This window comes from Streptomyces sp. NPDC055078, from assembly GCF_053607985.1.
Genome location: NZ_JBSGUP010000731.1, coordinates 1 through 3,953, shown reverse-complemented (window position 1 = coordinate 3,953; position 3,953 = coordinate 1). Strand labels below are relative to the sequence as shown.

4 protein-coding genes and 1 pseudogene are annotated in these 3,953 nt (G+C 73.1%); 3 read left to right on the top strand and 2 right to left on the bottom strand.

The window, feature by feature from the left end:
* The coding region (locus ACWF94_RS35645) for a sensor histidine kinase (protein ID WP_453498423.1) at positions 1–366 on the top strand (366 nt) is incomplete at its 5' end.
* Positions 367–1,000: 634 nt separating this feature from the next.
* On the opposite strand, the gene ACWF94_RS35640 is transcribed toward ACWF94_RS35645, so the two are convergent.
* Together ACWF94_RS35640 and ACWF94_RS35635 are read right to left on the bottom strand one after the other, a co-directional pair.
* Positions 1,001–1,492, bottom strand: coding sequence for an SUKH-3 domain-containing protein (locus ACWF94_RS35640; RefSeq protein WP_453498420.1), 492 nt, complete (start codon positions 1,490–1,492; stop codon positions 1,001–1,003).
* Positions 1,493–1,515: 23 nt separating this feature from the next.
* The gene (locus ACWF94_RS35635; RefSeq protein WP_453498417.1) at positions 1,516–2,037 is read right to left on the bottom strand and encodes a YwqJ-related putative deaminase; all 522 of its coding nucleotides are present in this window, start codon (positions 2,035–2,037) and stop codon (positions 1,516–1,518) included.
* 215 nt (positions 2,038–2,252) lie between these two features.
* On the opposite strand from ACWF94_RS35635, the gene ACWF94_RS35630 reads away from it, so the two are divergent.
* Both ACWF94_RS35630 and ACWF94_RS35625 read left to right on the top strand, forming a co-directional pair.
* Positions 2,253–3,320, top strand: a complete 1,068-nt coding sequence (locus ACWF94_RS35630; protein WP_453498414.1) for an SMI1/KNR4 family protein — start codon at positions 2,253–2,255, stop codon at positions 3,318–3,320.
* Between the two features lie 7 nt (positions 3,321–3,327).
* Positions 3,328–3,953, top strand: a pseudogene (locus ACWF94_RS35625) (SUKH-4 family immunity protein); the annotation flags it as partial.

Here is a 3,953-nt window from a genome sequence, read left to right as displayed (position 1 = left end):
GGGCAGTCCCGGCAGGCCGGGATGGTGGTGGAACTGGCCGTCCAGGGCGAGAGCCGCGTGTACGCCCCCGAGGTCGAGCAGACCGCGTACCGGGTGGTCCAGGAGGCCCTCACCAACGTCCACAAGCACGCGGCCGGCGCGAAGGTCATGGTCCGGCTCGCCCACCGTGACGCCGAGATCGCCATGCAGGTCGAGAACGGCACCCCGGACCACTCCGACGCGGCGGACGCGGGGCTGCCCAGTGGGGGCAACGGGCTGGTGGGAATGCGGGAGCGGGTGCTGGCGCTCGGCGGGGTGTTCGTGTCCGGGCCCACCGACAGCGGCGGCTTCCGCGTCTCGGCGGTCCTCCCGCACCGTACGGCCTGAGCCGGGGCGCCTGCCGGGCCCCCTGCGCGCCGCCTCGGTCCCGGGCCCCCTGCCCGCCCGGCCCCGTGTGCCCCGCACGGGCCCGCCCGCCCGCATGGCCTCGGGGTCCTGCCGGAGCCTCTGCCCTGCCCAGCGCGCGCCACATGGCCGAGGCCCTTGCCCAGCGCGCGTCCCTTGTCGGGGGCGCTGCCCCCGAACCCCTGCTCCTCAAGCGCCGGAGGGGCTGGAATTCAGGCCCTCGCCCAGTACGGGCAGGTAATTGCGCGCCCCTGGCCCCGGAGTTCTGCACCTTCCGGCTAGGAGGGCGGGCAATTTCAGCCTGTCCGGCGTTTGAGGACGGAACCGGTGCGCCGGAGGGCCCGCGCGCCTGGCCCCGGGGTCCTGCTCCTTCCGGCTACGGGGGCGGGCAATTTCAGCCTGTCCGGCGATTGAGGACGGAACCGGTGCGCCGGAGGGCCCGCGCCCCTGGCCCCGGGGTCCTGCTCCTTCCGGATGCGAGGGCGGGCAATTTCAGCCTGTCCGGCGATTGAGGACGGACCGGTGCGCCGGAGGGCCCGCGCCCCTCGGGAGGGCGTGCCGGGGAACGGGCCAAGATGACCCCGAGCCCCCCGCAGGGGTAGCGCGGGACCGGGTGTCAGCCGAGCGTCAACCGCTTGGGCTGGAGGCCCATGAGCAGTGAGGTGAGGGCGTGGTCGATGCCGGGCCCCAGGTACCAGTCGCCGGTGTGGTCGATGCTGTACACCCGCCCCTCCGCGTCGATCGCCAGGACCGCCTGGTCCTCGCCCTCCATCCCCAGCGGGGAGATCTCCGTCTCCAGGGCCCGCCCCAGATCGGCCAGCGTGCGCGCCAGATGGAGACCGGCCAGCGGGTCCACCCGGACCACGGGCGGTGCGGTCTGGCGGCCGGGGCCGAGGGCGGCGATCCGCAGGCCGCCGAACTCCGCCCATGCCTCGACCGCCGCCGGGAAGACCGTGTGCTGATGGCCCGCGGGCGACTCATGGGCGCGCAGGGCGTCGGCCCACTGCTCGGCCAGTTTGATGTCCCAGCGGCCTGGCTGCCAGCCCGCCTCGCGCAGCGCGGCGTCGACGGCGACCGGGAACCTGGTGGTGCTGAGATTCTGGGGCATCGGTTTGATTTCAGCCATTTCAGTCAGTCGGGGGTATCTGTCGCGGCCGGGCCCACCGCGCGTACCCCGAAGTGGTCGAGCAGCGCCGTACAGGAACGGCAGGGTGGCGCGTAGCTGCCGTGCAGCGGATCACCGTCCTCGCGGATTCTGCGGGCCGTCAGCTTCGCCTGCTTCAGCGCGCGCTTCGCCTCGCTGTGCGTCAACGGCTTCTTCCGGGCGCGTTTGGACCGTTTGCCCTCCGCCGTGGTGAGCTGGCGCGAGAGCAGAATCGCCTCTGGGCAGCGCCCGGTGAACCGCTCGCGCTGGCCGCTGGTCAGCGTGTCGAGGAAGTCCTGTACGAGAGGGTGGAGCACGGGCGGCTGATCGCCCTTTCCCGCCGTTGACGTCAGGGTTTCCCCGCGTACGGAGAGTGCCGCCGCGACGGCGGGCAGGATGCCGTCGCGCCGGTGGCTGAGCGCGGGCGGCCGGGCCGTTTCCTCGGTGCTGCTCCAGCTGAGCCGAGGGTCGCCGGAGGTGTCCGGCGTGCTTGGTTGCGCTGTGTGCATGGTGCTTTGGTCCCCTCCCGTGCACTCCCCCGACGGCGAACAGCCTGCCAAACGCGGTGCATGGTGGGGAAGCTGGGTCGCTGAAACGTGTCGCCCATTCGGCGTACGGTCACCCGGTTGTCACCGCTCGTGATGGCGGAGGAGCGTCGGTACCACTCCTTGCCCCACCGCATAGGCTGTCCCGGAAACCAGCAGCCAGCAGGGGGCAGATCGCCATGACGACAGGTCGGCAAGGGCTGGGGGCACCCCCAGGCCCCCACGCGGGAGCCGGGGGACCCGTCAACGTACCGAACAGTGCCGGACAGCCGTCGAACGGCCCGGCTCCCGTCGCGCCACCGAACGCGGCCTACGCCGGTCAGCTCGTGAACTTTCCGGATCCCGTACGCAACTCCCGTCATCCGCGCGGTGTGCGGATCGACGCCGACGGTTACCCGGACTTCTCGCCGTACGCCCGCGCCGCCGCGGAGATCGCCGAGCCCCCCGCCGGGTTCGGCGTCGACGAACTGCGGCTGACCGACTATGTGTCGGCGAACGCCGCCCTGCACGCCGACGGTCATGAGCTGTGGGAGACGATCCCCTCGGTCGCCACCCCACACGGCTGGACCTGGCACCACCGGCGCGGCACCCGCCGCCTGGAGCTGGTCCCGGTCGAGGTGAAGGCGCTGCTGCGGCACCACGGCGGCCTCGCGACGACCGCCGTCGACCAGACGAAGCGCGGCACCCGCCCGCTCCAGGAGACCCGGCCCGCGCACTTCGGGCTGCCCAGGGGCACGCTGCCCGTCTCCGAGCAGCAGTTGCTCGGCGTGGAGGAGGAACTGGGTTACCGGCTGCCCGGCGCGTACCGCAGCTTCCTCAAGGCGGCGGGCGGCTGCGCCCCCGTCGGCGCGGCGCTCGACGCCGCGCTGGGGCTGCTGGTGGACCAGCCGTTCTTCACCGTGCGCGACGAGGCGGCGGTCAACGACCTCGTCTACGTCAACAAGTGTCTGCGGGACCATCTGACCAAGGACTATCTGGGTGTCGCGTTCGTCCAGGGCGGCATCCTCGCCGTCCAGGTCAGGGGCTCGGCGGTCGGCTCGGTCTGGTTCTGCGCCTACGACGACGCCCGCGACCGGGACGGCTGGGGCGTTCAGCAGCGCGTGGACACCCTGCTGCTGCCGTGCGGCAACGACTTCGACGACTTCCTCCAGCGGCTCGCGGGCAACCCGCCTGAGCTGGAGACCGTGGCGAACCTGATGGTGGACGGCGGCTTCGCCCGCGCCGTGCCCGTCTCGGACGAGAGGTGACGGTCCGGTGGTGACCTTTGCACAGGCGCAGGAGCGCGCCGAAGAGTGGGTCAACGGCGAGGTGCCCGCGTATCAGCACCGTGAGGTGCGGGTACGGGAGTTCGAGCTGGGCTTCGTCGTCTGGGCCGAGGACCGCGAGGGCGGCGCCCGCTCGGACGGCGGACAGCAGCGGCTCGTCATCGCGCGGGACAGCGGCGAGGCGACGCTGTGGCCCGGTCTGCCGGTGGGCGAGGTGATCCGCCGGTACGAGGAGGAGTACGGCGCCCAGGCGGCGGCGACGGCCGCGCCCGAGCCGCCGCGGCGCATCGATCTGAACCAGACGTCCTTTCTGCTGACTCCACCGGAGTGGCTACAGGACGCGGCGGACAAAATCGGCATCCCGGACAATCGCCCGTCGTCGTCCCCGGCTTCCGCCGCCGGAACCGCCTCCGCGCCTCCGGCTGCCGTGCCCGTGGACGCCGTGCCCCCGGCTTCCGCCGCGCCGATGGCCTCCGCGCACCAGGCTTCCGCGCACCAGGCTTCCGGGCCCGTGGACGCCGCCCCTGCGGACGCCCCGCCCGCCGACGCCGTACCGGCGCCGGGGGCGGCGTCCCGGGACGACTGGTCACTGCCGGGTGCCGGCGCGTCAACGGG

Coding starts and splice junctions, on each gene's coding strand:
- ACWF94_RS35640 (WP_453498420.1), bottom strand. CDS start 1,492: ATGCCCCAGAATCTCAGCACCACCAGGTTCCCGGTCGCCGTCGACGCC.
- ACWF94_RS35635 (WP_453498417.1), bottom strand. CDS start 2,037: ATGCACACAGCGCAACCAAGCACGCCGGACACCTCCGGCGACCCTCGG.
- ACWF94_RS35630 (WP_453498414.1), top strand. CDS start 2,253: ATGACGACAGGTCGGCAAGGGCTGGGGGCACCCCCAGGCCCCCACGCG.